Raw genomic sequence first — 22,916 nt, 5'->3', positions numbered from 1 at the left:
TCCCTTCCTTGGGTGTTCGACAGTAGCAGACGTCTACGTGTCTGGGCCCTCACCCTCATGGTCTCACGCCGCGACGGACTCAGTTCGTGGGTTCCGCTTCGATCTCGTCGATGCGCTGCTGCACGTACTTGGTTGCCTTGCGTTCCGCGAAGAAGCTGAGGAACGGCACCGTTCCTGCCAGCGCGATGCCGAGGAGCCACTTCCAGGACCACTTGATCCTCATGCCGAGGTTCACGACGCTAATCAACAAGATGGCGTACAGCCAGCCGTGCGTGACTCCGACGTACTGGACGAGGCGCCCGTCGTTGGCGAGGTACTTGATGGGCATCGCGATGAGGGTGAGCACGACCAGCAGCACGCCCACCACCCAGGCGAGCACCTGGTACACGCGCAAGCTGCTACGGATGGCCGGCAAGTCTTCCACATCCACCTCGCGTAGATCGTCGGCTTCTACCTCGACTTCCTCGAAATCATCCATTTGTCGACATACCTCTATATCTATTTAGTGATTTGATGGCTTGTCTTTATATCGTTTTGCCGTTGATGATCGCCACGATGCGCTCGAGGTCCTCCCCCGTCGCAAACTCGATGGTGATCTTGCCCTTGTTGCGCCCGATGTTCACCTTTACCCGAGTATCGAAGTGATCGCTGAGCGACGCCGAGAGGCTGCGTTCTTGATCCGACGGAAGGCGCGGGGCGCGCTCCACCACGCGGCGTTCGCTGTTGTGCTTGTCGAGTACAACGAGTTCCTCCGTCGCACGCACCGAGAGGCCCTCCGCGATGATGCGCGTAGCGAGCGCCTCCATCGCCGCTGGGGTGTCGAGCCCGAGCAGGGCCTTCGCATGGCCAGCCGTGAGCACTCCGGCCGCCACCTTGGTCTGCACGGACGTTGGCAACCCTAGCAGGCGCAGTGTGTTGGAGATCTGTGGACGAGAGCGATGAATTCTTGTCGAAAGCTCTTCCTTTGTGCAGCCGAACTCTTCTAGGAGCTGCTCGTATGCGAGCGCCTCCTCAATGGGATTCAAGTCTGATCGGTGTACGTTCTCGATGAGCGCATCGCGGAGCATCGAGTCGTCGTCGGTGTTGCGGATGACTGCCGGAATCGTCTTCTGCCCAGCCCGTTCACTCGCGCGTAGGCGCCGCTCTCCCATGATGAGTTCATACGAACCCGCCTTGAGTGGGCGCACCACCACCGGCTGCAGAACGCCGAAGGCCTTGATCGACTCCGCGAGCTCGTCGAGTTCATCTTCGTCGAAGTCCCGACGCGGCTGCTTCGGGTTCGGCTGAATCGTTCCTAGTGAGATCTCTTTGAACGAGACGCGGTCGTCGTCATCCGTCTTCGTCATGAGTGCGTCCAGGCCCTTGCCAAGACGCGACGGCTTCGTCGTCGCCATGTGTTACTCCTTTGGTTTCACTTGGTTCGCGATGAGCTCCGCAGCGGTGTGGTAGGCGACGGCTCCTTCTGATCGCGGCTGATAGGTAAGGACTGTCTGCCCGAAACTGGGCGCTTCGGCGATGCGTACGGAACGGGGAATCTCCACATCGAGCAACTCGTCGGGGAAGTGCGCCCGCACTTCTTCCGCCACATCCTTCGACAGGTTAGTGCGTCGGTCATACATCGTGAGCAGGATGTTCGTCAGTCGAAGGTCATCGTTCATCGACCCCTTGACTCGGTTGATGGTGTTCATCAGTGCGGTCACGCCTTCGAGTGCGTAGTACTCGGTCTGAATGGGCACCATGATTTCCTTCGCAGCCACCAGTGCATTGAGTGTCAAAAGACCCAGTGACGGTGGACAGTCGATGAAAATATAGTCGACGCCACTCGTTTCCAGATAGTCGTCGATGGCGTTACTCATTCGAGATTCCCGTCCCGCTGCCGTAGCGAGCTCCATCTCCGCAGCGGCGAGGTCGATCGTCGCAGGGAGTACGTGGAGATTGGGGGAGTGAGGGGTCTGCTGTGCGTGGGCGATGATGGGATCACCTTCGATCAACACTTCGTAGGTGCCTAGTGTGCCCTGCGAGTGTTCGATGCCGAGAGCGGTCGAGGCGTTGCCCTGTGGGTCGTTGTCGATCACCAGCACGTTGAGCCCTCCCATGGCGAGTGCCATCGCGACGTTGACCGTCGTTGTCGTCTTACCCACGCCACCCTTCTGGTTTGCGACGACGATCACCCGCGGTGCCTGCGGTTTGGGCAGCCGGCTCGTGGCGATCTCGTCTGGGTGGAGCTCGTCGCCATACTCCGACTCAGGTTCCATCCCGTACTCATCGAGATCCCCGTCGAATTTGGCGCGCCGCGGCTGAGCTGCAGTGTCTTCCGTTCCACGTGGAACGTCCGCACCGCCCTCTGGGGAACTGTTCGACGGGGCGTCGTCCGACGTCGACTTACGTTTGCGGAAAAAGATCGCCACAGTGCTCCAATCGCTCGTGCGATGCGAGTCTACCTGTTCTACTCGACAATCACATGTCGATTGCGTTCCACGTGGAACGCAACTCTCGGGTCAGGAGGTGCGACGGACTCGCACTGCTCTTGTGCCCTCGAGGCCCTGGGGGAGTGTCAGCTCAAGTATCTCGGCTGAGCAGCGGCGTTGAGCGAGAACCTTGCTGGCCTTCGTCACCTCTTGGTCCGCCGACTGCCCTTTGAGCGCGACGAGCTGCCCGTCGGGCAGGAATAGATCCGCCGTCCACCCCAGCAGTTTGGAGAGTGGAGCGACGGCACGGCAGGTCACGAGGTCGAACAGGGCGGAGTGCCTCGCCTCAGTGGCGAGCTCTTCCGCACGTGCTCGCACAACGCTCACCTGATCCTGAATCTGCAGCCGCCCCACGACGCGCTGCAGGAACTCCGCCCGTCGCTGTAGGGGCTCCACCAAGGTAACCCGGAGATCCGGGCGCACGAGGGCTACCGGAATACCGGGCAGGCCAGCACCACTGCCGATGTCCGCCACGTGGAGGCCTTCCGGAATCGCGTCAACCAGCGCAATGGAGTTGGCGATGTGGCGTGTCCACACGCGTTCACCTTCTCGCGGGCCGAGCAGGCCCCACGTAAGCCCCTCGTCAAGCAATATGTCGACATATCTATTTACCTGCTTAGCTGCTTGTGGATATAAAGATGAAAGCGCGGCCCGAGCCGCGCTTTCATCCATCGACACTGGGCCGAGATCGGTCATGGCTTCTGCACCACGACTCGGCGGTTCGGGGGCTCGCCCTCCGATTCGCTCATCAAACCGGCGCCGGCAACCTCGTCGTGGACGATCTTTCGTTCGTACGCGTTGAGCGGCATCATGCGTACCGGGTCGCCGGTTTCCTGCACCTCGGCGATCGCGTCGCGAGCCATGGCGACGAGTTCCGCGCGGCGACGCTCGCGGAAACCAGCCACGTCGACCATCAGCCGAGAGCGATGACCCGTCTCCGTCATCACAACAAGACGAGAGAGTTCCTGGAGGGCGTCGAGCACCTTGCCGTCCTTGCCCACGAGCAAGTCGGAGTCAGTGTCGATGGCGACGAACGCTCGCCCCTCAGAGACAGAGTTCTCGATGTCACCGTCGAGATCGGCGATGTCGAGCAATTCTTCGAGGTAATCCGCGACGAGGTCGCCTTCAGCCAGGAGGCTGGATTCGCTATCACTCATGAGCGTCCTTTCACTTCTTCTTGCGCTGAGCACGCGATTGCTGGCGGGGCTGCTGCCTGGTCACCACGCGCTTGCCATCCGCATCCACGCGGACGGTAGAGCGGGTCACCTGCTGCCGCTGCACCCTGGGGGGAGTGGGGGTCGTCGTCTCGTCGACGTCGTCGGTGGGTGTCACACCCTGCCCGCGCACCTTGCGGGTGGTGGGAGCGTTCGTCGCGCCCCTACGCTTACGACGAGCCTTCTCGCGGCGCTCGCGCATGATCTGATCCGGGTCTTGACCCTTCGCGCGCATCCGCTCTTCCCAGTCGATGTAGGCAGGGGTATTGGGGGCAGGGTTGTTGCGAATGAGGATGCCCTGCTGCGCCATCGTCCACACATTCGAGGCAAACCAGTACAGCAAGACGCCAATGGGGATCACCACCGACGACATGGCGTAGATGACCGGGAACACGTACAGCATAATCTTTTGCTGCTGCGCCATCGGCCCCGTGAGCGCCTCCGGCGGCATGTTCTTGCGCATGAGCTGCAGCTGCGTGATGAACAGCGCCCCCACCATCAAAATCACCAGGATGATGCCGAGAATCTGCGTCATGCCAAAGGGCGTGAGCGGGAAAATCCGCGACGCGAGCTCGGCGCCGAACAGCTTCGCACTCTGCAGCGACTCAACCAGCTCCGGGCGGTCCTTCAACCACTGGCCACGCACGGGACCGTCGGATGCTCCCTGCAGCACACGGAACAACGCGAGGAAGATGGGCATCTGAATGAGCAGGGGGAAGCATGACGCCATGGGGTTGACGCCTTCTTCCTTGTACAGCTTCATCGTTTCTTGGCCGAGACGCTCACGGTCGCTGCCGTACTTCTTCTGCAACTCCTGCATCTTGGGTTGGAGCAGCTGCATGTTGCGCGAACTGTTGATCTGCTTCACGAACAGCGGAATCATCGCCGTACGCACAACGACGGTGAGCGAAACAATCGCCAGCGCCCACGCAGCACCCTTCGGCAGATTCAGCCATACACCCCAAACCCAGTGGAACATCACCAGCAGCCCGGAGACCGCCCAGTACAGCGGCTGCATCATCGTCGACAACAAGCCCATGAAGGCGTCGCCGATGCCCAGGGGGACAACAAACTCCATCAGATACTCACCTCAAGTGTCTTCTGCGAGGTCATCTCTGCCTCCCAGGTGTCGTATTCCTTGGTGCCAGGAACATAATCCACGCCGCCCATCGACCACGGATGGCAGCGCACTAGCCGCCACACAATCAGACCGCACCCGCGCACCGCCCCGTGCACCTCCAGCGCCCTCAGCCCGTACTCGGAGCACGTCGGATGAAACTTGCACACATCCCCGTACAGCGGCGAGATCCAGCGTCGCCAACCCTTGACGAACCAGATGAGCGGATACTTCAGCATTGGCACGCCTTCTGGAAGGCTTTGCGCCACGCGGAAACCACGTCGTCGCGCAGCTCGGCGCCTGCGTCCGCAATCGAAGGCAGGGCGCGCACGACGACGTCCGTGTGCATGGGTGTGGGCAGATCCGCGACGATATGCCGCAGCCGACGCTTCACGCGGTTCCTGGTGACGGCATTGCCCACTTTCTTGGACACAACAAAACCCACCCGGGTCACCTCGGGTGGATTCGTGTGGGGTGGTCGGCCTACGTGCACGACGACCGACGCTCCTGCCGCTCTCACGCCATTACGAAAGCAGGCAGTGAAGTCTGCGGGAGCTTTCAGACGGCGCGAGGTAGGCAGCACGGAGCAGGATCAGGCCGACAGCTCGGCGCGGCCCTTGCGACGACGAGCGGCCAGAATCCGGCGGCCGGCCCGAGTGCGCATGCGGCTGCGGAAGCCGTGGGTGCGGCTGCGACGACGATTGCTCGGCTGGAAGGTACGCTTGCTCATGCGAGAATTCTCCGTAACGATGCTGGTAATCACAAGCCCGAAGGCCTGAGGACGTGGGCTGTCCGAGACAGCGGCTATGTAACGATACGCGCTTGAGGGGCGTTTCTCCAAACCCAAACCCCGCCGATGCAAATTACATCAATGTAGTCCAGCCGACACGCCGATGTATTCACTCAAACAGGTTGCAGAACATCCGCGAGGGTACTAGGTTCAGGTGTCACCCGCGTCTGTGGGAAACTCTGTGGAAATGTGGACAATGAGCATGCGCTCACGAGAGTAACAAGGGGTCTTTGTGACTGACGCTATTGACCTCGACGTCATGTGGGACAGCGTCATTGATTCCGCCGACGCGCCAACCCGTGCGTGGCTGCGTCGCACCAAACCCATCGCGATGCACGGTTCGACGATGATGCTGGCCGTGAGCGACGAACCCACCCGCGAACGCATCGAGACCCGCCTGCGCGTCGCCCTCGAGGAGCAGCTGTCCGATCATTTCAATACCCCGACACACCTCGCGGTGATGATTGATCCAGATCAGGTGCCCGAGCAGCGCCCGGCCGCTGCGGAAGTCGACGAGGAGGTGGCGTCGCAGCTTCCCGAACCCATTTTGGCGAAGCCTCGACCCCAGTCCGACGTTCGCCTCAATCCCCGCTACACCTTCGAGAGTTTCGTCGCTGGATCGTCGAACCGTTTCGCACACGCCGCGGCCGCCGCTGTCGCGGAAACCCCCGGCAAGGCGTACAACCCACTGCTCATTTACGGCGCGTCGGGGTTGGGTAAGACGCATCTGCTGCACGCCATCGGGCACTACGTGATGAGCTACTACGAGAATCTCCGCGTGAAGTACGTATCGACGGAGGAGCTCACCAACGACTTCATCAACGCCATCTCGAGCAACCGCACTGCGGAGTTTCGGAGCGCGTATCGCGACATCGACGTGTTGCTCGTCGACGACATTCAATTCCTGGCGCAGAAGATCCAGACCCAGGAAGAGTTCTTCCACACGTTCAACACGCTGCACAATGCGCAGAAGCAGATCGTGATGACATCCGACCGCCCGCCGAAGTTGCTGGAGGCGCTGGAACCTCGGCTGCGTTCGCGCTTCGAGTGGGGGCTCATGACCGACATTCAGCCCCCCGACCTCGAAACTCGCATCGCTATTTTGCGTAAGAAGGTGGCCTCGCAGCGCCTGACCGCGGGTACGCAGGTGCTGGAACTCATCGCGGCTCGGATTACGACGAACATCCGCGAGCTCGAGGGTGCGCTCACCCGCATTGCAGCGCTCGCGTCGCTGGATCAGCAGGAGATCACGACGGAGCTCGCCACCGAGGTGCTCGACAGCCTCATCCCAGAGGGCGAGGTGCAGGTGGATGCGCAGACGATCATGGAAGCCACCAGCGAGTACTTCAATATTTCGATGGACGATCTCACCGGGACGAGCCGCGTCGCGGGGATTGCCATGCCCCGCCACATCGCCATCTACTTGTGCCGGGAACTGACGGAGCTATCTCTGCCCAAGATCGGCGCCAAATTCGGGGGCCGCGATCACTCGACGGTGCTGAACTCCGTGCGTCGCGTCACCGATCGCATCAGTGAAGATCGGTCGTTGTTCACGCAGGTGACCGAGCTCACCAACAAGATCAAACAGCGCTGAGCGCCCATCTTGCGAATTCCCGCGCCTCGACGCGGCGCTCTCGCGTTCCCACTCCCGCCTGTGGATAAGTGCTGTTGTTCCGGTGTGGATTCTCCTGTGGAAAACTTTTCGAGGATGGCTATCCACAAATCCTCAGCGTGTAATTCGACAACTTCGTTGTACTTATCCACAGCCTTCATTACGAGTAGGACAAGGATCGATGCCAGTTATCCACAGTGTCCACAGCACCTACTACTACTGTGAGTAGATATACAACCAAGAGTCTTCAAACTCTCCAGCGTGGAAACACAAGAAATTCGCCAGGTACGGTTGAGGCGTGACGGTAGCAGCCAGGGCAGTGTCCCTTACCAAGCAATACGGCAGCGGCGACACCACGGTGGTTGCCCTGGAGAGCGTCGACTTCGAAATCGAGCAGGGGAAGTTCACGGCGATCATGGGCCCGTCGGGCTCCGGCAAATCCACGCTGATGCACCTGCTTGCTGCCCTCGATGCGCCCACCTCGGGGCAAGTCTTCATCGGCGACACCGACGTCGCAGCACTCGACGACACCACGCTCACGAAACTTCGACGCGAGCGTATTGGCTTCATTTTTCAGGCCTTCAATCTCATCCCCACGCTGTCTGCGGAAGAAAACATCGTGTTGCCGGTGTCCATCGCCGGCGGCAAGGTTGATCGAGCCTGGTTTGACAAGGTCGTCAACATGCTTGATCTGCGTGACCGACTGGGGCACACCCCGTCGGAACTCTCCGGCGGCCAGCAGCAGCGCGTCGCGTGCGCCCGAGCGCTCATGAATCGCCCCGAGATTGTGTTCGGCGACGAGCCCACCGGCAACCTCGACTCCGTCGCCGCCGCAGAAGTGTTGTCATTCTTGCGGGCCAGCGTGGATGACTTCGGCCAAACCGTCGTCATGGTCACCCACGACGCCACCGCGGCGAGCTACGCCGACCGTGCCGTGTTCCTCTCCGACGGGCGCATCGTCGACGAGGTGCATAGCCCCACGCAAGACGATCTGCTGCAGACGATGGCACGCCTCTACCCACGCCTCGACGAGCACGGGAATCCGGTGGTTACTGACGATGACCCGCAGCCGAGCGAGCCGTCTGCCAAGCCGCGACGGGCGTTGTGATCGCCCATGTGGAAGGCCACGTTCAAGTCGCTGCTTGCACGCAAATTCCGCCTGGTGCTGAGCGCACTGTCCATTGTGCTCGGCATCGCATTCATTGCCGGCTCGTTGATGTTCACCAATCTGCTGTCGCGTGGGTTCGACGAGATCGTGCAGTCCACAGTGGCGGACGTCAACGTGAGCGACGGGAACCTCGGGATCGATTCTTCTCCTGCTGACCTTGCGCAGCCCAGCCGGGCCTTGACGCCCGCCGACATTGAGAAGATCCAGGCCGTCGACGGTGTGAGCAAGGCGGTCGGCTCGGTGCTCAACACCCAGGTATTCGTGCTTGACGCGAATGACCGCGTCGTCGGCATCCCCGGCGCACCAGGCATCGGAGCTAACTGGCACGACACCCCTGCCGTCGGCGGGATAGAGAGCGCGCGCATCGTCGACGGGCGCCCCCCGAAGGCCAACAACGAGGTTGTCATTGATCCGGGCACCGCCGAACGCGCTGGGCGCAGTATCGGGGATACGGTCCGCGTCGCCACGCCTTTCGACGGAGTGCAGGAGTTCACGCTCGTCGGCACCGGCACGTACGGCTCCGGCTCGACGGCGGGCGCGGCGTATCTGTTCTTCACGCTCGACGAAGCGCAGCAGCTCTTTGTGGGGGGCAAGGATGTCTACCAGGCGGTATGGATCAGCACCGACCAGTCGAAAGACGCAAATGACGTAGCCAAGGCGGTGTCCGAGGTGCTTCCCGAGGGTTGGAAGGCCGAGACGGGCGCGAAGCTCGCTGACGAGATCCGCGACGCACTGGGTGCAGGCATGGGCTTCGTCAACACGGTGCTGCTGATCTTCGCCGCCATCGCGCTGCTCGTCGCAACCATGCTCATCGTCAACACGTTCTCGATCCTCGTCGCCCAGCGCTCCCGCGAGCTCGCGGTGCTGCGCGCCATCGGCGCCACGAGGGCGCAGGTGCGCACGTCGGTGCTGCTCGAAGCCATCGTCATGGGGGTGATTGGAGCGACGCTGGGTATCGGCGTCGGGTACCTGCTGGTGTGGGGCCTCATGGCGCTCATGGGCTCAGCCGGCATCGATTTGGGCGCGGCCCAGCCGCAGCTCACGTGGCAGTCGATCGTCGCATCGTATGCCGTCGGCATCGTGATTACGGCTATCGCGGCGTTGGTGCCGGCGGTTCGGGCGTCGCGCACCCGCCCCGTCGAAGCGCTCGCCGAGGCCAGCCACTCGAGCGCGAAACCCGACGGCGGTGCGCTCGCGCTCGTCGGAGTGATGATGGTGGAGATCGCCATCGCGCTCATCGTGTGCGGATTGTGGATCGACGTGCCTGGCCCACTGTGGTGGATCGGTATCGGATGCGCGACGATGCTCGTCGGCGCCGTGCTTGCCATGCCGTGGCTCGGCGCGCCTGTCATCGCGTGCGCGAGCTGGGTGTTTCGACGCGTATTCGGCACCGTCGGCACGCTCGCTGGGCGCAATTCCACGCGGCAGCCTGGCCGTACGGCGGCCACGGCGGCCACGCTCACGATCGGGTTGGCCCTCGTCACGACGGTCGCGGTGCTTGCCGCGAGCATCAGCACGTCGCTCAAGACTCAGCTGTCGGCAGATCAGCGCGGTGACTTCGTCGTCGCGCCCCTCACCATGACCCCCTTCGACGGGAAGCTGGCCGAGCAGGTGGAGGGCGTCGATGGCGTCGATTGGGTTGCGGCGCTGTGGCCAGCGCAGGCGCAGCTCCCCGGTGAGCAGAAACCGGTCACGATGGCCGGCACCACGCCGCGGGGCCTCCACGAAGGCACCGCGACGGAGATCGTCGCGGGCACCATGACCGACGAGCCAGATTCCGCGGTGATTTCCGCGAAGTTCGCCAGCGATCAGCAGCTGTCGCTTGGCATGACGTTCGAGCTCGCGGGCTCGGTGGGCACGCAGCAGCTACTGGTGACAGGTATCGCCGATGACGATGCTCCGGCGCAGGTCATCGTCAACAAGGCAACGCTGGATAAGATCGCCGACTCGCGGGTGGTGAGGAAGCTCGTGGTGTTCACCGACGACGGCGCCGACGCCGAGCAGGTTCGGCAGGGGTTGCTGAACGCGACGAGCGAGGTGAAGACCGTCGCTGTGTCGGACGTGCACGAGTATGTGCAGGATCGCGTCGATCAGTTCCAGCAGGTGGTCGGGTTGCTCTACGGGCTGCTCGGGCTGGCGTTGGTGATTTCGGTACTCGGCATTGTCAACACGCTGTCGCTGAGCGTGATCGAGCGCACGCGCGAGATCGGACTGCTGCGTGCGGTGGGGGTGACGAGGCGGCAGATTCGTCGCATGATCACTCTCGAATCCGTGCTCGTCACGGTGATGGGATCCGTGTTGGGTGTGCTGCTCGGGCTGCTGTTTGGCGTGGTGCTGCAGCGTGCGAACGTCGATGCGGGGATCGACACGCTGGATGTGCCGTGGCTGCAGCTTGTGCTCATGCTCGTGGTGGCTGCGGTGTTCGGCATGCTCGCCGCGATTTCGCCCGCGCGGCGCGCCGCGAAGCTGCCGGTGCTGGATTCAATTGCGACGCTGTAGCGGTAGCGCTACCGCAGAGAAGGTGTGGCCGATATGATCGTCGGAGTGTGACCGCCGTGGGCTACACCTGTGGAAGAACGAGGAGAAGCAAGTGAAAATCCGTGTGGAGCGCGACGCGCTGGCCGACGCCGTTGCCTGGGTTGCCCGCAGCCTGCCGAACCGTCCCACCGCACCGATCCTCTCAGGCATGCTGCTGAGCGCCGACGGTGATGCGGTGACGCTGTCCAGTTTTGATTCCACCACCTCGGCGAAGGTAGCGCTGCCCGCGCAGGTGCACGACGAGGGCACCGTCCTCGTGTCGGGGCGTCTGCTCGCTGAGATCGCGCGTTCGCTGCCGAACAAGCCTGTCGAACTGGATGCGGACCACTCGAAGGTCGAGCTCACCTGCGGTTCGGCACACTTCACGTTGCAGACACTGCCGGTCGACGAGTACCCCACCCTGCCCGACATGCCCACGCAGGCGGGCACCGTCGACGCTTCCACGTTCGAGCGCGCCGTCGCGCAGGTGTTTGTGGCGGCCGGGCGCGACGAGTTGCTGTCGGTGTTCACTGGCGTGCGGGTGGAAATCGACGGCGAGACGCTGTCGCTGCTGGCCACCGACCGCTACCGCATGGCGCTGAAGGAAATTACCTGGAATCCGTCGACGCCCGACGCCGAGGGCGCGGTGCTCATCCCGGGCAAGGTGCTCTCCGACACGGCGAAGGCGATGTCGGGCGGCGACGAGGTCACCATCTCGCTGTCCACCACCGAGGCCGAAGGCGAGGGCCTGGCGGGCTTCGTCGGCGAGGGCAGCTACGGCAAGCGCGAGGCCACGACGCGGTTGCTGTCGCAGTCGTTCCCGAAGGTGCGGCACCTTATGGATGTTGACGGCACCGTGAACGTCCGCGTCTCCCGCGACGAGCTGCTCGGCGCGGTGAAGCGCGTGAAGCTCGTCGCAGAGCGCAACACTCCGCTGCGCATGGTCATCAACGACGATCACGTCACCCTCGAGGCTGCCACGGGAGACCAGGCGCAGGGCACGGAAGCAATCCCTGCGGGCGTGGAGATCGTCGGCGATGAGCAGACGATCGAGGCCGCGGGCTTCAACCCGCAGTACCTCCTCGACGCGCTGGGTGCGCTCGACGCCCCGTACGCGCACTTCTCGTTCACGGCGCCGGGCAAACCCTGCCTGATTACGGGCCTGGCAAGCATGGATGGCGAGCAGCTGCTCGACTACCGCCACGTCATCATGCTGATGCGCCTGCCCAGCTAGTTGCTGGGTGCGGGCTGCAAGTTGACCGTTATCCTCCACGAGAAGCGATTGAGGGGCGGATTTTCGCGGATTCTTGCACGTGTGGAGGATTTCGGTCATCGAGGGGCCGGGCTGGTCGGCTCGCGACGTGGGCACGCCAGCTAGGCTTGGCTGCACATGTTTGTCACTGCTCTCGAACTCACGAATTTTCGCAATTACCCCGAAGCCAACATCGCGCTGACTTCGGGTGTCAATGTGTTCGTCGGCTCGAATGGGCAGGGGAAGACGAATCTGGTTGAGGCAGTCGAGTATCTGTCGACGGCGTCCTCGCACCGGGTCGCGAGCGTAGTGCCGCTGATCCGGGCGGGGGAGGAGTCGGCGCTAGTGAGGGCGAGGGTGCAAGCGGGCGTCGACGATGAGCGCGAACTGCTGCTCGAACTCGAGATCGCGAAGGGCAGGCAGCATCAGGCCCGGCTCAACCGTGGGCCGCTGCCCAGGGCGAGGGATCTCGTCGGGATGCTGCGCACGGTGGTGTTCTCCCCGATGGACCTGGCAATCGTGCGGGGTGACCCGTCGGATCGGCGACGCTGGATCGATTCGCTGATCGTCACCCGGTGGCCACGCATGGCCGGGGTGAAACACGATTTCGACAAGGTGCTCAAGCAGCGCAACGCGTTGCTGAAGGGCATGGCAGGCAAGCGGTTCGACGCCGGCATGGGCGACGATGCCATCACGCTGCAGATCTGGGATGAGCAGCTCGCCCGGATGGGTGCGGAGCTGCTGCATGCCAGGCTCGACACGCTCGCCGACGTCCGCCCGTTCGCGCAGGGCGCGTATGCCGCGATCGCCCCGGTGAACAATGAGATCGAGGCGCACTACAAGTCGGCGGTCGATCTCGCTGGGGCTTCCGAGGCTGACGATGTGCAGGCGGAGTTGCAGCAGCGCATTCTCGATGCGTTGAAGGGGGTGCGCGACGAGGAGCTTCGACGGGGAGTGACGCTCGTCGGGCCACAACGCGACGACATCGAATTGTTCATCGGAGCGCTGCCCGCGAAGGGGTACGCGTCGCACGGGGAGTCGTGGTCGCTGGCGCTGGCACTGCGCCTCGGAGGTTTTGAACTCGTGCGCGACGACGGCACCGAGCCCGTGCTCGTGCTCGACGACGTGTTCGCCGAGCTAGACTCGTCGCGGCGTGCTCGCTTGGCTGATGCCATCGGGCATGCGGAGCAGGTGCTCATCACCGCGGCGGTGGGCTCGGATGTTCCCGAGTTCCCTAGTGAGCGCAGATTTCGCGTCGAGGCTGGCAGTGTGGCCGAGGAGGCGTCGTGACCGACGAGCCCATAACCGAGGAGCCCGTGCCCCACGACCCGACCGGGCTCGACCTCGCCGCCCAGATCGCCCGCGCCACCGTGTTGGGCAAACCCTATGCGCCGGCGCTTCCCGAGCCACGCAAACCGGTGAAGCGCCGACGGTTCACCGGCGAGCAGCAGCGCTCGGGCGCACATCCCGATGACCGCGACCCCCAGCTCATCGGTTCCGTGTTCGAGACGGTGGTGGAGCGGCGGGGTTGGACGAAACGCCTCTCGCTGTCGACGGTGCTGCGCAACTGGGCCGACCTCGTCGGCGACGCGAATGCCGAACACTCACAGCCCGTGGATTTCCGCGACGGTGTGCTCAAGGTGCAGTGCGACTCGACGGCCTGGGCCACCGGCATGAAGTACTCCGCCTCGCAGTTGCTGGCGAAGCTCAACCGTGAGCTCGGTGACCGCACGGTGAAGCGGGTGGACATCGTCGGCCCGCCGCAACACAGCTGGAAGCACGGGCCGAGGTCGGTGCGCGACGGGCGTGGCCCGAGAGACACCTACGGCTAAGCGGCACCGATGCGCGCGAGCTCGGCGGCATGCTCGGGCTGCATCTGGCGGTTCTCGTCGCGGATGGTCTGGATCAGGCTGGCAACTTCCGCTCGGGTGGCGGCGGCGTCGCCCATCAGGTGCCGGGCTCGCACCGCGCGGATGCGCAGCTCGTCGTGGTTCGGGCCCACGTTTCGGCCCTGCTCAAGCGCCCAGAGTGCTTCGTCGAAGTAGCCGCCCGCCAGGCAGCGGTCGGTGAGCTCGCATGCCACGTCGACGAGGAACGCCACCATGTCGTCATGGATGGTGCGTGCCCACGGCCACCGCACGACGGCGGTGCCCAGCGGCGGCCCAGACACCAAGGTGAGTGCGTAGCGCAGCGCGCGGTCTGAAGCCTCGTTGATAGTGCCGGGAATGAGTGCGCGCACACGGTGCCAGTCGGAGGTGACGCGCTCATCGAGCGAGATGCGCCCCTGGTAGGCCTCGGGCAGGAAGCGGTGACCGGCCTCGTCGCATCCGAGCCAGGTGCGCAACCGGGAGAGGTTCGAGCGGCGTGTGCCTTCCGCGACGCACAGGGCGCGGGACATGGTGGTGGCGGTGGAGCCGGGGTGCAGCAGCAGCCACGCGGCATACTCGATGCACTGCTGCTGGGCTCGACGGGGCTCCTGGCCGGTGGCGCCCTCCAGCGCAGGCTCGCCCAGCAACACGAGCGACGGAGCAGGTGGCAGCGACGGTTCTGGTTCCGGGCCCAGGAAGTGGCCGGTCAACGAGCGTCGTGGAGCAGCGGGCGACCACCATCCGGCGGGCTCGGTGGCGTCCTCGAGCGTGCCGGCGAAGAGCTCCACCAGGGCGCGTCGGGCGGGCGTGGTGAGCAGCTGCGGGCGGAAGCGTTCACCGTCGAGCGAGGCCATGTCGTCGTCAAACTGCACCTGCGTCGTCCCTTGCCAATCAGGGATCACCGCCGAGACGCCCGTCCGGCCAAGCCCGAGGGCGTCCTCGATGGTGCGCGCCTGCGATGCGGTGACGGATTCGGCGAACAGCGCCACCACCGGGTGCCACGCAGGCGCCAGGTCTGGGCAGGCGCGCACATCGTCGAGGAGGCGCGCGCCGAGTTCGAGGCGACGCGTCGCGCACACCGTCGTGAGGTACTCGCATGCCTCGTCGACGGAGAGCTCCCGCAGGCGCGGGTCGTCGACGGCCTTCGCCCAGGGCTGATCGGCGCCGACGAGCACCACCTCGACGTCGCTCGACCACGGTGCGCACAGCAAGCTCGTTGCCATGGCGCCGATAACCGCCTGTGGTTCGGCAGCTCCGATGAGGCCCGTCGCCCCGGCTTGTTCCAGATCCAGGGTGACCTCCGACTCGTCGCTGCGCCAACCGAGCACCACGCTCGTGGGCTCGACGTCGGTGGGCGCCTCGGTGGAGGTTTCCGCTTTGCGGGCGAGGGCCGTCCAGAACTTCGTGGCCTCAGGGCTGAGCGGCACGAGCCTTCTGCCCAGCGCCCGACCCACCAGTTGCAGCCTACGCCGCGCCGCGACGCCCACGACGATGGTGCTGGCCAACATGCCGCCGATGGCACCCACCAGGCCGTGCGATTCCTCGTCGAGTTCGGACACTGATTCGGTGCCTTGAGACGCGTCGTCAGCCGTGGTGCCCGCAGCGGGCTGCGCCTCCGAACTGGGCGCGGCTGATGTCGGAGCGGATGGAGCTGGCTGAGTTGCAACCGGTGCCGGCGGAGGCGACGCGGACGTGGTGGGCGCGGACGTGGCCGGGGTCGTTGTGACTGGGCTGGATGACTCGGGCGAAACTGGTGCAGCCTGCGCGCTCTCCGCCTCGGGAATCGTCGGCTCCTCCTGAACCTCCCTCGCGGGTGTGGTGGTGGGGAGCAACAGACGCCATCCGATGTCGATCTCGTCAGGGTTAAGAATGAGATCGGCGTTGAGCTCGTGGATTTCCGGCCACCGTTCGCCGTCTCCCAGATGCCTGGCGGCGAGCTTCCACAGCGAATCGCCGCGCGCCACCTGCACGTCGGGTGGCACCTGCAGTGTGGTTCCGGGCCGGAGGCGTGCCTCGGCGGTGAGCCCCGGGTTCACCGCGAGGATGTCACGCCAGCGCTCCCCGGACCCGAGCTGCTGCTTGGCGAGCGTCCACAGCTCGTCACCGGGCTGCACCACATACTCGCGCCCAGTGCGCGTCGTGGCGGCGGGTGGCGCATCGTCGGGCGAGGTGTCGCGGGAGGATGCTGCCGACGGATCGCCTTGCGGGACGTGTGCCGTCGCGTGTGGTGCGGGGGTGTCGGGTGGGGCTGCCGATGCGGCACCCACCGGTGCCAGCAGCACGGCGGCGACCAGCGCGGTGACGGCAGGGCGGAGCCACTGCGTGCCCGGCAGTCGTACGTCGATGCGGCGCCTGGTGACGACGGCGACCACCTCAACGATGATCGTCGCCGCCAACACACCCCACGCGAGCCAGCCGATGAGCCCGAGGAGTTCGAGCACGATGCGCCCGTCGTCGGGGCGCATCAGCGCGCGTGCCCAATCCACTTCCAGCAACCCCGAGGGGTTGGTGCTCGCAAAGAGGAGCATAGGCACGCCGACGAGCACGCCCACCAGGAGGGCGAGTGATGCGGCGGCGCGCAGCCACTTCATGCCGGGCTCCTTTAGCTTGGAAGGTTGTTGCGGACGTACTCGGTAATGACGGTGATGATGATGAGCGCGATGGCCGCCGCACCGGCGAGCAGGATGGCGTTCTCCGTCGACTGAGACAGGCCACGCTCGTCGCGCGGTGCGCGGGCCTGCACGGTGAGGCCGATGAGTGTGTGAATGGCTTTCATGGTGTTCTCCTGATCTTCACTGTGGCAGTTCGGTGTGGGTAATTCCCACATTTCCTCAAGGCTGTGGACAACTGTGGAAAGTTATCCACAAGGGGCGATCACGTCCCTGTGATCCTCAGCAGGGCCGGCGCGAGGAACGCCAGCCCCAACAACATGGCGGGAATGGTCATCCACAAGGTCATTCGCTCGCTAGCGACGTTGGCCTCGATCTTGACCTGGGTGAGATGCGCGTCGCGCAGCTCCTTCACGCGGGCCTGGAGCACCTCGGCCAGGCCCGCGCCCTGCTCTTCGAGTTGCATGACGTCGGCGAAGTCTGCGAGCTCCGGCACGCGCCACTCATCGGCCACCGAACGCAGCTCATCCCACGGCGGCACCTGCTCCATGCGGGCCCGCTGGAGGCCGGCAGTGATGCGACGAAACAGCGGGGCGTCCGAGATTTCCGCGGCCGACAGCGTCGCCTGGGTAGCCGAGGCGTTGGCGAGACGCTCGAGCGCGACGAGATCAAAAAACGTGTGGAGTGCGTCGTGCATCGCCCGCTGTTGCTGACGCTGACCGCGTCGAAGGCGCAAGTCAGGCACCAAATATCCGACGAGCGCCCCCAGCGGAGCGACGAACAGCGGAAGCAGCGTTGGGGAGTTGCCCAGCAAGAACTGCAGCGCCACCCACAGCCCAGGCAGCAGCAGCCCGGCCACACCGAGGATGAGTTTCTCGGTGAAGAAATCGGCGGCGTCGCGGTCCTGCATGGCCAGCAGACGCTGCTGTTCCTGCGTGAGCGGCAGACGCCAACGCCTCGGATTCGTCGTCGACGACGCACCTGCGGCCGGTTGCGAGGGGCGGCGGTCGAGCACGGCAAGGGCGTCACCGAGCCGAACCGGTGCCGGCACGGCCCCCGCCACAATCACGCAAACACCCAAGCCAACGAGCATTCCGAAGCCAATCGCGAACCCCATCATTGCCCCCGCAAGAATCGTGGGGCGGGTGGGGGCGTCGACATGCGGCGAAGCATGAGCAGACAGCCCGCGTAGCAGGCGGCAAGCGTGAGGGCGATCACCCCGCCGATCGGCGTGAGGTACGGCTCGAAGAACGGCCCGTTCAGCACGACCGCTGCGACGATTACAGTGAGGGTGATCGTCGTGACTTGCCGCACCACCGCGCGCGGCTTGGCGCGTTCCGTCGCCACCTCCCGCAACGCTCGAAGGCGGTCTTGAATGGTGTCTGACAAGCCCATGAGCGTAGCCCGCGTGCCTACCCCGCCGCGCGTCGAGGCGATGGCGAGCGCGGCGGCTACCGCGTCGGCATCTGCGGAATCGAGCTCGTCGGCGAAGCGCAGCAGTGCGTCTTTCGTGGTGGTGCGCTGGTCGAGGCGGGCGCAGAGTCGGTCGACGGCATCGCGGATCGCCTCGGGCGCCTGGGTGCGGGTGGCGAAGATGGCGTCGCGGATGGACTTGCCGGTGCCGATGGAGGTGGAGAGCAGCCGCACCCAACGATCCAAGGCCGCGAGCAGATCGAGTTCGCGGGTGGGCGGCTCGCCCAACAACCACGGCACCGCGATGGCGAGCGCGGGTATGAGCACGATGGCCGGCAGAAACTGCGTGATCGCCGCCACAGCGAACCCCGCGACGACCGACCCGACCACCCACCAGCGGCGCCGGAGCGGGATACTTTCCCACCGTGTCCACAGAGTTTTCCACAGGCTTGTGGATTGTGGTGGAGGCGGTGGGGAAGTCCACCCCAACACGACGAGGACAAGGCCAAATGCGACGAGACCGCCCAGTGCAGCGGCCGCGAGGGTCATCGTCGCTCCCAAAATTCGGCCAGCTCGGTGAGCAATTCCGCGCTGGGGTCGAACAGTTCGGGGGAGCCATCGGCAGACGCCTTATACAACAGGTGCGTGGTGGGACGCCCGGCCTCCATCGAGCCCGTCAGCTGCCGCACCTCGCTCACGAAACGCCGGCGCGTGCCCCCGCGCCACGTGTCGTCGCGGAGCACCACGTGCACGATCAACCCGATGTGGTGCGCGATCTGACGCATCGCCTCATCGACGCCCAACACGCCGCCCTGCGCGACGCGGGAGGCGAGGCGGTCGATCGTCGACGATGCCGAGTGCGAGTGCGTCGTCGACAGCGAACCCGCGCCCGACTGCATCGCCTCGAACATCGCCCCGGCCTCTTCACCACGCACCTCGCCGACCACCAGGCGCGACAGGTTCTGGCGCAGTGCCTCCGGGATGAGATCCGCGACGGTGTACGCGCCAACAGCCTTGCCAGCGGCCGATTCACCCAACCCGATGCGAGCCTGCAACGCCAGCATGTTGCGACGATGCTCGTGCAGGTGAGTGAGCAGCTCGTAGTCGGTTTCCAGGGTGCCGAACCGCTCGCTCGCGGGGATCGCGTCGATGAGCGCGCGCAGCAAGGTGGTTTTACCGGCGCCCTGGTCACCAGCGATCACGATGGACTCCCGCCCGAGCACGGCTGCGCGCAGCAACCCTCCAAGCTCGCGGGGGAACATGCCCGTTTGGGCGAGGTCGTCCAGCGTGACGTCCGTCAAACGGTGCTGCCGGATGACCACGGATGGGCGGTACGACAACCCGAACCCAATGGCGTGCAGCCGGAACTTCGAGCCGAGCGCGAGGGTCATCGTCGGGTGGGCATCGTCGAACGGCCGCGGGGGCTTGGCTGTCTCGCCGAGGAAGCGGATGGCCTCGACGAGTTCGTCGTCGGAATCCGCGACGGGTGGATGCTCGACGCGGTGACCGTCGCCGTACTGCACCATGACGCAGTCGTGGCCGTGAATCTCGATGTTCTCGGCGTCGGGAATCTCGAACAGCGGTTGCAGGCGCCCGTAGCCGAACATTGCCGACTCCACCGCATCCGCATATCGGTTTTCGAGCGCGAGGCTCCACAGCGCCTCGCCGTCGTCGCTCAACCGCTGCGCCGTGGCGTGCACCACGCCTCGAATGATGGCGCGGGCGTGCACGCGGCGGTCCTCGTCGGGCATGGCACTGCCACGCTCGTCGTGCCACTGGGCGTCGGCCGCCGACACCTGCTCAGCGGCCTCGCGACGCAGCTGCACGACGAGGGGCCAATCGAGCTCAGCCTCCGTCAGCTCGGCGCGCCGAGGGGGATCCGCGACGGTGACGTCGCCGTCGCGAAGCATCTCCGGAGCCGGGCCGAGGAGGCCGAGGCTGCTTGCCAAGTCAGACATGCATCAACGCCTCTCTGCTCGCCTTGATGCCATGCACCCGTTCGCCCAGCTGTTTCGCCACTGAGCGTGCCTTGCCCATGAAGCTCTGCTCCATGAACCGCCTCGGCTCGGGCTGGGCGTCGAGCAGCACGCCCGCAGCCTGGGCGTCGTGTGGCAGCTCGAACCACGCGGGCACGGCGAACTGCTGTGCAATCTCCTTCGTGGAGTACGGCTGATTCGTCCCGACGATGCCCAGCCCCAGCGGCACCTCGACCGGCAGCGAGGTGAGCTGGTCGCGCAAGGTGGGGAGATGGAGGCGCAGCGCCGCAAGCGACCGCAGGTGGCTGCGCGTGACCGCGACGACGAGGTCCGCCGCCGCCAGCAATCCCATGGGCAGCCCACCCACGCTGATTCTCCCTGCGTCGACGAGCACGTCGACGCCCAGCGCGTCGAGCTCCTCGAACGCCTCACCGAGCCCAGCCCAAACGCCATCGAACAGCCGCACCGCCGCTGGCTGGCTGAAACCGGGGAGAAACCGCCGTTTCGGTGCATCCTCCGAAGTCAGCGGGCAAGTGTGCATCCATAGCTCGTCGTGGACGCGCCGGTTTTCGCGGTGTGCCTGGGCCACCGACGCCAACCCTCTGCCGCCGGTGTCGAGGCCGCGCAGGTAGCCGGCGAGCACGGCCTGCGATGGGTCACGGTCGCAGTCGGCCAGGAGTACGCCGCGGGGCCAAGCCAGCGCGAGGGCGAGGGATGTCGTCGTAACTCCAGGCGAGCCCGGCCCCGATGTGAACACGATCACTGCCATTGCTCACCGCTCCCCGACGGCGAACAGCGCCAACTCATTGCGTGCGGCCAAGCGGGCCACTGCACCGGCTTCGCCGTGGGCCACGCGCACGTCGACCACGAACGAGGCGCCGTCGTCGAGCAGCAACGGAGCAGTTGCGACGACGGCCGGGACCACCTTCGAGGCATCTGCGTCATCTCCGACGCCGACGAGTTCCACCGCGGTGCCCGCCGGCAACGCAGCGGTGGGAAGTTGTCCATGGGTGAGCCGTAGCCCGACGAGCGCCTCGCCGCCTGGCAGTGGGTTGTCGCCCACGTGGGAGGCGAGCGGGAACGACCCCATCGGGAGATCAGTGAGCGCGGTGTGCCCGACGAGATCGTCCAGCGCATCTGCGGCGAGGGTTTGCGTCGAGAATCCCTCCGGCACCTGCACGACGCGCAACTGTTCTTGCGTGACGACGGAACCGCGCGCGATGGGTTGAGCGACGGCGACCACCGAGGCGTAGTTCGTCGAAGACTCGTAGATGTACGCGAATCCGAGCGCGCCGAGCACCACGGCGAGCACTCCACCGGCGATCAGTTTCGGGCTCCGCCGGGCTCGCATTTGCACTGCCTCGGGGCGGGGGAGCTTCGTTGCCCCCGCGTCAGCTTCAGTTGCACCCATAGCTGGCACCTCCGTGACGAAAACTATGTGGTCGACGGGGTCACTTCAGCGGTTTTTGTGACAACTGTGGAAAACTTTCCGAGATTTCACAGATTCAGGCCTAGTTATCCACAGGTTGTGTGGATAATGGTGGGGAAATGTGGGAAACGCGTGCGTTGGGGCGATGGGCCTAGTCAGCCTGGTTGACCTTGCCCTCAAGCACCCACTGGAGGAATTCTCTGAGATATCCGGTCTCGCCATCGCGGCCTCCGCGCCCGACGACGAGGGTGGGTTGCGTGCCAGGAAGCTTCACCCCGCGCAGGCGTTCCTTGAGCCCGCCGCCCACCACCAGGTGATGAAATCCACCGTCTTCGTCGATGGCCACAGAGTGGTTCTGGCGCAGGTACCATCCGCGCTTGTCAGTCTTCACTTTGTGCCCGCTGTAGGTGGTGGCCTTCAGAGGAACGGAGGCAAGGCCCTGTTGCTTTGCCTGCAGCACGAACTCATCAATGAGCACCTGTGCCTCCAGCGCCTCCGACCGGGCCTGCTGTTCCGCCAACTGAAGCCGGATTCGTGCCGCTTCCGCGCGATCGCCACCTGCCATACGGCCACCCTACCGGGCCATGACCAACCCAATATTCACTTGCGTTTGCCTGAAAGCCTTATTTCGGACGTTTGTGGCAAACGCAAGTGAATATTGGGTTAGCTCCTCCGGATACCCTCTGTCTGGTGGGCCAGGCGACGCTGGCATAGTAGGCACATGACGCCACAACCTGATTCTCCGCTCGTACTTGGTCTGGATTCTTCGACGACGGGCTCAAAAGCGCTCATCACGGACATGGAGGGGAATGTATTCGCACTCGGCAAGGCAACATACGACATTCTCCAGCCCGCGCCAGACCACTACGAACAAGACGCGCGAGATTGGGGACGCGCGGCTTTCTCAGCCATCGCTGATGCTGTTGCGCAGCTTGAGCCGCAGGACCGGCGCCGCCTAGCTGCGTGCTGCATCACTCCGCAGCGTCAAACGTTCGTGTTATGTGACGATGATGGAACCCCGCGTCGCAACGCCATTTTGTGGCTGGATGGGCGAGCGTCGGATGAAGTCCGTCGCATCGGGTCAGAGCGCGTCCACCAGATTTCCGGGTTCGAGCCCGACGTTACTCCGTCGATCTACAAAATCGCCTGGCTCGCCCATCACGAAAGCGAAACCCTGCGCAGCGCGCAACGCGTTGTTGGAGTGCATTCGTGGCTGGTGCACGAGCTCACAGGTCAGTGGGTTGACTCCGTGGCAACAGCTGACAGCCTGGGCATCTGTGATCTCGCCCGGCTGGAATGGTCTGACGAGCTCCTCGAGTTGTGCGGTCTACGGCGCCAGCAGCTTCCTGATCTCGCAGCTGCGGCCAGCGTCGTCGGTACCATGCTTCCCGATGTTGCCTCATCTCTGGGGTTATCCGGTCCGATTCCCGGCTCTTCGCGTTTGAGGGTGTAGATGGTGGTAGCGGCGTGGCGGCTGGTGGAA

General features: G+C 64.7%; 23 protein-coding genes and 1 pseudogene. 7 read left to right on the top strand and 17 right to left on the bottom strand.

Annotated features, from left to right (window positions below; translation table 11 throughout):
• Positions 1-79: 79 nt before the first annotated feature.
• From Q0X68_RS00120 to rpmH, 9 genes and pseudogenes are all read right to left on the bottom strand, one after another.
• On the bottom strand, positions 80-478 hold the full coding sequence (locus tag Q0X68_RS00120; protein WP_297745747.1) for a DUF3817 domain-containing protein: 399 nt from the start codon (positions 476-478) through the stop codon (positions 80-82).
• 46 nt (positions 479-524) lie between these two features.
• A complete protein-coding gene (locus Q0X68_RS00115) occupies positions 525-1,394 on the bottom strand; it encodes a ParB/RepB/Spo0J family partition protein (RefSeq protein ID WP_297745744.1) in 870 nt (289 codons plus the stop codon).
• A gap of 3 nt (positions 1,395-1,397) precedes the next feature.
• Complete coding sequence (locus Q0X68_RS00110) at positions 1,398-2,255, bottom strand: ParA family protein (RefSeq protein ID WP_297746035.1); 858 nt, start codon at positions 2,253-2,255, stop codon at positions 1,398-1,400.
• A 243-nt stretch (positions 2,256-2,498) separates the two neighbouring features.
• Positions 2,499-3,140, bottom strand: a complete 642-nt coding sequence (rsmG, locus tag Q0X68_RS00105) for a 16S rRNA (guanine(527)-N(7))-methyltransferase RsmG (protein WP_297746032.1) — start codon at positions 3,138-3,140, stop codon at positions 2,499-2,501.
• 20 nt (positions 3,141-3,160) lie between these two features.
• On the bottom strand, positions 3,161-3,625 hold the full coding sequence (locus Q0X68_RS00100) for a R3H domain-containing nucleic acid-binding protein (RefSeq protein WP_297745741.1): 465 nt from the start codon (positions 3,623-3,625) through the stop codon (positions 3,161-3,163).
• A gap of 10 nt (positions 3,626-3,635) precedes the next feature.
• Positions 3,636-4,763 carry a membrane protein insertase YidC gene (yidC, locus tag Q0X68_RS00095; RefSeq protein ID WP_297746029.1) on the bottom strand — a complete coding sequence of 376 codons (1,128 nt, stop codon included), beginning with the start codon at positions 4,761-4,763 and terminating at the stop codon, positions 3,636-3,638.
• 53 nt (positions 4,764-4,816) lie between these two features.
• A pseudogene (gene yidD / locus Q0X68_RS00090) lies at positions 4,817-5,038 on the bottom strand (membrane protein insertion efficiency factor YidD); the annotation flags it as partial.
• Positions 5,032-5,382 carry a ribonuclease P protein component gene (rnpA, locus tag Q0X68_RS00085; RefSeq protein ID WP_297745738.1) on the bottom strand — a complete coding sequence of 117 codons (351 nt, stop codon included), beginning with the start codon at positions 5,380-5,382 and terminating at the stop codon, positions 5,032-5,034. The pseudogene yidD and the gene rnpA, both read right to left, overlap by 7 nt.
• A gap of 9 nt (positions 5,383-5,391) precedes the next feature.
• A complete protein-coding gene (rpmH, locus tag Q0X68_RS00080; protein WP_108870930.1) occupies positions 5,392-5,529 on the bottom strand; it encodes a 50S ribosomal protein L34 in 138 nt (45 codons plus the stop codon).
• Between the two features lie 319 nt (positions 5,530-5,848).
• Between rpmH and dnaA the strand changes: the two genes are divergently transcribed.
• The 6 genes from dnaA to Q0X68_RS00050 all read left to right on the top strand — a co-directional run bounded on the left by dnaA (position 5,849) and on the right by Q0X68_RS00050 (position 13,970).
• On the top strand, positions 5,849-7,183 hold the full coding sequence (dnaA, locus tag Q0X68_RS00075; protein WP_297746027.1) for a chromosomal replication initiator protein DnaA: 1,335 nt from the start codon (positions 5,849-5,851) through the stop codon (positions 7,181-7,183).
• 337 nt (positions 7,184-7,520) lie between these two features.
• Complete coding sequence (locus Q0X68_RS00070) at positions 7,521-8,309, top strand: ABC transporter ATP-binding protein (protein ID WP_297745735.1); 789 nt, start codon at positions 7,521-7,523, stop codon at positions 8,307-8,309.
• 6 nt (positions 8,310-8,315) lie between these two features.
• Positions 8,316-10,868 carry an ABC transporter permease gene (locus Q0X68_RS00065; RefSeq protein WP_297745732.1) on the top strand — a complete coding sequence of 851 codons (2,553 nt, stop codon included), beginning with the start codon at positions 8,316-8,318 and terminating at the stop codon, positions 10,866-10,868.
• A gap of 91 nt (positions 10,869-10,959) precedes the next feature.
• Positions 10,960-12,120, top strand: a complete 1,161-nt coding sequence (dnaN, locus tag Q0X68_RS00060; protein WP_297745729.1) for a DNA polymerase III subunit beta — start codon at positions 10,960-10,962, stop codon at positions 12,118-12,120.
• Between the two features lie 156 nt (positions 12,121-12,276).
• Positions 12,277-13,428 carry a DNA replication/repair protein RecF gene (recF, locus tag Q0X68_RS00055; RefSeq protein ID WP_297745726.1) on the top strand — a complete coding sequence of 384 codons (1,152 nt, stop codon included), beginning with the start codon at positions 12,277-12,279 and terminating at the stop codon, positions 13,426-13,428.
• Positions 13,425-13,970 (top strand): DUF721 domain-containing protein, encoded by a 546-nt coding sequence (locus Q0X68_RS00050; protein WP_297745724.1) that lies wholly within the window; start codon positions 13,425-13,427, stop codon positions 13,968-13,970. The genes recF and Q0X68_RS00050 overlap by 4 nt, the downstream gene beginning before the upstream one ends.
• On the opposite strand, the gene Q0X68_RS00045 is transcribed toward Q0X68_RS00050, so the two are convergent.
• The 8 genes from Q0X68_RS00045 to Q0X68_RS00010 form a co-directional block, all read right to left on the bottom strand.
• Positions 13,967-16,597, bottom strand: coding sequence for a LysM peptidoglycan-binding domain-containing protein (locus Q0X68_RS00045; protein ID WP_297745722.1), 2,631 nt, complete (start codon positions 16,595-16,597; stop codon positions 13,967-13,969). The genes Q0X68_RS00050 and Q0X68_RS00045 overlap by 4 nt on opposite strands.
• Positions 16,598-16,608: 11 nt before the next feature.
• Positions 16,609-16,782, bottom strand: coding sequence for a hypothetical protein (locus tag Q0X68_RS00040; RefSeq protein ID WP_297746046.1), 174 nt, complete (start codon positions 16,780-16,782; stop codon positions 16,609-16,611).
• Between the two features lie 98 nt (positions 16,783-16,880).
• A complete protein-coding gene (locus Q0X68_RS00035; RefSeq protein ID WP_297745720.1) occupies positions 16,881-17,666 on the bottom strand; it encodes a type II secretion system F family protein in 786 nt (261 codons plus the stop codon).
• Positions 17,667-17,731: 65 nt separating this feature from the next.
• A complete protein-coding gene (locus tag Q0X68_RS00030) occupies positions 17,732-18,577 on the bottom strand; it encodes a type II secretion system F family protein (protein WP_297745717.1) in 846 nt (281 codons plus the stop codon).
• Entirely contained in the window at positions 18,574-19,938 is a 1,365-nt protein-coding gene (locus Q0X68_RS00025) for a CpaF family protein (protein ID WP_297746024.1), read from the bottom strand. The genes Q0X68_RS00030 and Q0X68_RS00025 overlap by 4 nt, the downstream gene beginning before the upstream one ends.
• Before the next feature lie 40 nt (positions 19,939-19,978).
• The gene (locus tag Q0X68_RS00020) at positions 19,979-20,773 is read right to left on the bottom strand and encodes a hypothetical protein (RefSeq protein ID WP_297745716.1); all 795 of its coding nucleotides are present in this window, start codon (positions 20,771-20,773) and stop codon (positions 19,979-19,981) included.
• A 3-nt stretch (positions 20,774-20,776) separates the two neighbouring features.
• Positions 20,777-21,415 (bottom strand): SAF domain-containing protein, encoded by a 639-nt coding sequence (locus Q0X68_RS00015; RefSeq protein ID WP_297745714.1) that lies wholly within the window; start codon positions 21,413-21,415, stop codon positions 20,777-20,779.
• A 169-nt stretch (positions 21,416-21,584) separates the two neighbouring features.
• A complete protein-coding gene (locus Q0X68_RS00010; protein ID WP_297745712.1) occupies positions 21,585-21,998 on the bottom strand; it encodes a hypothetical protein in 414 nt (137 codons plus the stop codon).
• A 156-nt stretch (positions 21,999-22,154) separates the two neighbouring features.
• Here Q0X68_RS00010 and Q0X68_RS00005 point away from each other — a divergent pair, with 156 nt between their 5' ends.
• Entirely contained in the window at positions 22,155-22,886 is a 732-nt protein-coding gene (locus Q0X68_RS00005) for an FGGY-family carbohydrate kinase (RefSeq protein WP_297745710.1), read from the top strand.
• Positions 22,887-22,916 lie beyond the last annotated feature (30 nt).

Source organism: uncultured Tessaracoccus sp. (genome assembly GCF_947286155.1).
Classification (GTDB): Bacteria; Actinomycetota; Actinomycetes; order Propionibacteriales; family Propionibacteriaceae; genus Arachnia.
This window is presented reverse-complemented; position numbering and strand designations above follow the sequence as displayed.

Excerpts from the sequence above, each read along its gene's own strand:
- Q0X68_RS00120 (WP_297745747.1), bottom strand. The coding sequence starts at position 478 with ATGGATGATTTCGAGGAAGTCGAGGTAGAAGCCGACGATCTACGCGAG.
- Q0X68_RS00115 (WP_297745744.1), bottom strand. The coding sequence starts at position 1,394 with ATGGCGACGACGAAGCCGTCGCGTCTTGGCAAGGGCCTGGACGCACTC.
- Q0X68_RS00110 (WP_297746035.1), bottom strand. The coding sequence starts at position 2,255 with ATGGAACCTGAGTCGGAGTATGGCGACGAGCTCCACCCAGACGAGATC.
- rsmG (WP_297746032.1), bottom strand. The coding sequence starts at position 3,140 with ATGGATGAAAGCGCGGCTCGGGCCGCGCTTTCATCTTTATATCCACAA.
- Q0X68_RS00100 (WP_297745741.1), bottom strand. The coding sequence starts at position 3,625 with ATGAGTGATAGCGAATCCAGCCTCCTGGCTGAAGGCGACCTCGTCGCG.
- rpmH (WP_108870930.1), bottom strand. The coding sequence starts at position 5,529 with ATGAGCAAGCGTACCTTCCAGCCGAGCAATCGTCGTCGCAGCCGCACC.
- dnaA (WP_297746027.1), top strand. The coding sequence starts at position 5,849 with ATGTGGGACAGCGTCATTGATTCCGCCGACGCGCCAACCCGTGCGTGG.
- Q0X68_RS00065 (WP_297745732.1), top strand. The coding sequence starts at position 8,316 with ATGTGGAAGGCCACGTTCAAGTCGCTGCTTGCACGCAAATTCCGCCTG.
- recF (WP_297745726.1), top strand. The coding sequence starts at position 12,277 with ATGTTTGTCACTGCTCTCGAACTCACGAATTTTCGCAATTACCCCGAA.
- Q0X68_RS00045 (WP_297745722.1), bottom strand. The coding sequence starts at position 16,597 with ATGAAGTGGCTGCGCGCCGCCGCATCACTCGCCCTCCTGGTGGGCGTG.
- Q0X68_RS00040 (WP_297746046.1), bottom strand. The coding sequence starts at position 16,782 with ATGAAAGCCATTCACACACTCATCGGCCTCACCGTGCAGGCCCGCGCA.
- Q0X68_RS00030 (WP_297745717.1), bottom strand. The coding sequence starts at position 18,577 with ATGACCCTCGCGGCCGCTGCACTGGGCGGTCTCGTCGCATTTGGCCTT.
- Q0X68_RS00025 (WP_297746024.1), bottom strand. The coding sequence starts at position 19,938 with ATGCTTCGCGACGGCGACGTCACCGTCGCGGATCCCCCTCGGCGCGCC.
- Q0X68_RS00020 (WP_297745716.1), bottom strand. The coding sequence starts at position 20,773 with ATGGCAGTGATCGTGTTCACATCGGGGCCGGGCTCGCCTGGAGTTACG.
- Q0X68_RS00015 (WP_297745714.1), bottom strand. The coding sequence starts at position 21,415 with ATGGGTGCAACTGAAGCTGACGCGGGGGCAACGAAGCTCCCCCGCCCC.
- Q0X68_RS00010 (WP_297745712.1), bottom strand. The coding sequence starts at position 21,998 with ATGGCAGGTGGCGATCGCGCGGAAGCGGCACGAATCCGGCTTCAGTTG.
- Q0X68_RS00005 (WP_297745710.1), top strand. The coding sequence starts at position 22,155 with ATGACGCCACAACCTGATTCTCCGCTCGTACTTGGTCTGGATTCTTCG.